Consider the following 4286-nt stretch of genomic DNA (forward strand, 5'->3'; position numbering starts at 1 on the left):
CGCACGCTGCCCGAGGCGCTCAAAGCGACGCCGGAAGTGATTGTTACGGCAGGCGATTTCCGTCTCGTCGGCTCTCCAATCCACGTTTCCGGGTATCGGCCCGACTATCGGCCGCCGCCACAGCTTCCCGAGGGATAGTTTTGGCGGCCGGGCGAAGCGAGCCGCACACTCGGGGTCGAAAGTGAAGCTGGCCGCACATTCACGGCTATCAGACCCGGCAACCCGCCGATTACGTCACGCTGCTGCCACCCATCGGCGGCGAATTCGCCGCCGGGATAGACCAACTCGAAGAGCTGGGCCCAGTGCTGGCCGAGCTCTAGTTATGGTGTGTCACCGGCGGGCACAACGGCCGACACCACTAGCTGCAGATACGGGCGGTAGAGATTTACTCCGTCGAGTTGACTGCCGAGCGTGACACCGTCGTTGACGGCAAGAATGACGCGGGCCAGCGCATCGGCCGGCATCGTGAGCGACGCCCCCAGTCTCGCCACGTTTTTGGCGATGAATTCGGCCAGCGAGCGGATTGTCTCCATTCGCTGCGTGGCGAGTCTGTCGCGCGCCTCCGGGCACCGCAGCAAAAACAACGTGAGCTCGTAGTTGAGCGCAGCACGGTTCGGATCGCTGCTGGCTTGGCTCCACCGATCGGCGAGTTCGTCGATATCGATGTCGCTGAGCCGTCGGAAGGACTGGATGACCTCGGTGAAGCCGTCGAGAAACCGCTGCCGTTGACGGTCGGTCACCGCAAGGAACAACTCTTCCTTTGCGCCGAAGTGGGAGTAGATCGCGCCGCGGGTGTACCCGGCCGCGTCGGCGATGTCCTCGAGTGCGGCCCCGCTCAGGCCCTTGCGCGCGAAGATTTCCTCGGCGGCATCCAATAAGAGGCCACGCGTGTGCTCGAGGCGTCGCTCCCTGGTCCACCGTTCCGCCACCGACCCATCCTCCCACATCGCAGCGCACGTGTGGCCCCCCGTACCTCGGGATCCATCGAAATAATCTGTCGCACAGGTCTATTCACCACCAACCTCAACAATCGGAACGGCTTCTCGGCGGTGCCACTCTCGATCGGAAGCCCGCTGGCCGGACCAGAAAGTGTGATGTGAACCACTTTAATACATACTTGTATATCTAATACAGCAATGTATACGGTGACACTCGTCACACGAAGCGGGAGGCCACAGTCGCCGGTGGATTCCGCTCGCGTCCGACCATCACCACGATGAGGAGATCGGCATGAGCCAAGTGACACAGCCAGGACAGTGGGTGCAGCGAGGTGCAGGGTTGGGGCTCGACCGGCAAGACCTCGACGCCTTCAATATGGCGATCTCGACCGACCGCTACACCTCCCGCGAATACGCGCTGCAGGAGCACGAGCGCATCTGGATGCGGGTCTGGCAGATCGCCGGCCGTGTCGACGAGCTGCCGAAGGTCGGTGATTGGAAGCAGTACCGGATTCTGAACCAATCGTTCGTGATCGTCCGCGGTAAGGACGAGAAACTCCGCGGATTCGTCAACGCCTGCCGCCATCGCGGGAACACCCTGTGTAATGCCGCTGCCGGAAACGCCAAGCGCGGCTTCCTTTGCCAGTACCACCTTTGGTCATACGACCTGGAAGGCAAGTTGCGCGGGATGCTGCGGGAGAACCTCGCCGGCCCGATCGACAAGAGCGAAAACTCACTGTTGGAAGTGCCCGTCGAAACGTTCGGTGGATTCATCTTCCTCAACCCGGATCCAAAGGCGCAGCCGCTCAGCGACTTTCTCGGTCCCGAAGTTATTGAACTGCTCGCCCCGTACCACCTCGACGACATGGTTACCGTGATGAACGTCCGAGAGTCCCTGGAGTGCAACTGGAAGGTCGTCATGGACGCCTTCGAGGAGGGCTATCACATCAACGGCATCCACCCGCAACTCCTTAGCGTGCTTGTGATCGATCCGACGACCGCCCGATACCGGTTCTTTGAAAACCACAGCGTCGCGGTTGCTCCGTTCGAGGTAAAAGGCGCCAGTGCAGAAAAGCAGATCGAGGGCATTCTGAATCTGCCGGACACGTTCCCCTCGACCGTGGCGGTCATCCCGCGCTTTCAGGAACTGGTCGCCGAGTACCGGGCGCCGGACAGCTCGGTCGAGTTTCCCGACGGTGTGACTGCGCGCAGGCTGCTTCAGCGGGCGACTCGCGACACCCTAACCGGCATGGGTCTGGACGTCGGCGGTCTCACCGACGACCAGATGAGCGACAACCAGGGCTGGATGCTGTTCCCCAACTACTTCATGACGGTCCGCGCCGGCGAATGTCACGTCATCATGGCGGTGCCTCATCCGGACGGTGACCCGAACCGGTGCATCTGGCACGTCAGCAGCTACATGTACCTGCCACCGGAACACCGCGACGCCTTCAGAGTCCCGCTGACCGAAGTCGACGAGCCCGGTAGCTACAAGTACTTCGAAGCGCTGCAACAGGATTACGAGCAGATGCCGCGACAGCAACTCGGTCTGCGCAACAGCAGGCTCCACCACATGTCGCTGGTGAAAGAGGAAGTCGTCATCGGCCACTACCACTCCGTCCTCGACCGCTACATGGCCGACGGTGCCTGAACCGGGAGGGAGTCCAATGAACATTGACGAACGCATCACCCACCATCGCCGGATGGCCGAGGCCTACCGCGACGCCTACCTGCACCAGGGAGTCCAGGACGGCGAAGCGTTCGCCGACGCTTGGAAATTCGCCGACGACGGTATCTACGTCTCGCCATATTTCACCGGCGATCAGGTGTTCAAATTCAGTGAGTTCCCCGAGGACACCGCACGTGCTTCGACGATGGAGGCCAAGGCCTACTCGCTGACCTTCCCGGACTGGAAGCCCGCCGACTTCACATATTGGCCGGCTGAAAACGGTGTCGTCATGAAAACCCGTTGGGAAGGCCACACCAAGGACGGCATCGAGATGGGCTTCTACTCATACAGTTTCATCGAGACGAACGATCAGGGGGAGTTGACGCGCTGGGAGACCCACGTCAACGACGAGTACAACGCCTTCCTGGACGTCGCCATCGGTGTGCATGGTCCGTTCCACGGGACTGGCGAGTACGTCGACGCGCTCGAACGTTGCCTGGCGAAAGCCGGGGTGTCGGTGTGAAGGTGTTGCAGAAGGTCGAGGATGTTATCGGCTTGCACACCGGCCGAGCGCGCACTGTGCTGCAGTACTGCACCGTCACGAAACGTCTGGTCGACGAAGGGAAGAAACCGGGCTTCTCGGCGGGCAGTTGGGCGCCGCTGGCGGAACTGGTCGCCGTCGGAGAGTTCGAGCGAGTCGGTGCCTTCAGGGAGGTGATGACGTGGCCGGACTATGTGGAATTCCTCACCAGCTGGGCCACAACGTCGAAGTGGGAGTGCTCGTTTAAACACATCACGGAGTCCGGCGGTCGCGTGTTCCTTGAACTGGAGGAGCGGAGCGAAGTAGGCGATTTCAGCAGCGTGGTCAACTCGCTGTCGGTCTACGAGTTCGCCGACGACGACAGGATTCGTCACATAGACCTCTACCTTCAGATGACACCGCCGCAACCCGAGATGTTCAAAAGCTTTGAGGGAGTGGAACTGCCTTAGTGAATCGACGATCCACCGGCTATCTCGCCGCGATGCGAGAGGAATGTCCGCTGCGGCGCGAGCGGCTCCACGGCGTGGTACTTCCAGACCCGGGGCCTCTCACCTCCTCCCAGCAGCGCGCGGTGGCCCGAACCGCCACCACGTTAGGATTGCCCGGGTGATGGACCTGAAGCGCGTCGGCGACGAACTCGAAATCACGGCGCTACTGCACAGATACGCCCGCGCCGTCGACACCAAGGACTGGGATTTGTACCGGTCGGTGTTCACCGAGAATGCCCACATCGACTACTCCTCAGCGGGAGCCCCCGCGGGCCCCCGCGACGAAGTCGCCGAATGGCTGGCGCAGGGATTCGCCGCGATTCCGATGTCCATGCACTACATCACCAACGTGGAAATCCTTGGTCTCCAAGCTGATGTCGCGACCGTGCGCGCGATGTTCTACAACCCCATGACGTTGCCGGGCATGTCGGACCTGAGCTATTGCGGCGGCTACTACCACCACGAGCTGGTACGAACGGCCGACGGCTGGCGCAGCTGCAGCCTGCGCGAAGAAAACGTCTGGTTCGTCAACCCACCAACGGGCTGATCTGCCGCGCTACGGCAGCTAGGCGACCCTACCGCGCGGCGAGTTGCTTCTTCTCGTAGAGCCGCGCCCACTCAGCCCGTGGCCGTATCGACACGTCGACGTC

General features: G+C 61.8%; 5 protein-coding genes and 1 pseudogene. 5 read left to right on the plus strand and 1 reads right to left on the minus strand.

All coding sequences use genetic code 11. The features are described from left to right. Positions 1-138: pseudogene (locus ACZY0B_RS26855) on the plus strand (CoA transferase); the annotation flags it as partial. 182 nt (positions 139-320) lie between these two features. Here the strand turns inward: ACZY0B_RS26855 and ACZY0B_RS26860 are convergent. Further along, a complete protein-coding gene (locus ACZY0B_RS26860) occupies positions 321-929 on the minus strand; it encodes a TetR/AcrR family transcriptional regulator (RefSeq protein ID WP_463767271.1) in 609 nt (202 codons plus the stop codon). 301 nt (positions 930-1230) lie between these two features. Here ACZY0B_RS26860 and ACZY0B_RS26865 point away from each other — a divergent pair, with 301 nt between their 5' ends. The 4 genes from ACZY0B_RS26865 (at position 1231) to ACZY0B_RS26880 (ending at position 4183) form a co-directional block, all read left to right on the plus strand. Next, the gene (locus ACZY0B_RS26865) at positions 1231-2589 is read left to right on the plus strand and encodes an aromatic ring-hydroxylating oxygenase subunit alpha (RefSeq protein ID WP_463767272.1); all 1359 of its coding nucleotides are present in this window, start codon (positions 1231-1233) and stop codon (positions 2587-2589) included. Between the two features lie 16 nt (positions 2590-2605). After that, positions 2606-3130, plus strand: coding sequence for a hypothetical protein (locus ACZY0B_RS26870; RefSeq protein ID WP_463767273.1), 525 nt, complete (start codon positions 2606-2608; stop codon positions 3128-3130). Next, positions 3127-3597 (plus strand): hypothetical protein, encoded by a 471-nt coding sequence (locus ACZY0B_RS26875; RefSeq protein ID WP_463767274.1) that lies wholly within the window; start codon positions 3127-3129, stop codon positions 3595-3597. Before ACZY0B_RS26870 ends, ACZY0B_RS26875 begins: the two co-directional genes overlap by 4 nt. Before the next feature lie 160 nt (positions 3598-3757). Further along, entirely contained in the window at positions 3758-4183 is a 426-nt protein-coding gene (locus tag ACZY0B_RS26880) for a nuclear transport factor 2 family protein (RefSeq protein WP_463767275.1), read from the plus strand. Positions 4184-4286: the final 103 nt, after the last annotated feature.

Source organism: Mycobacterium sp. IDUB_19, assembly GCF_055419445.1.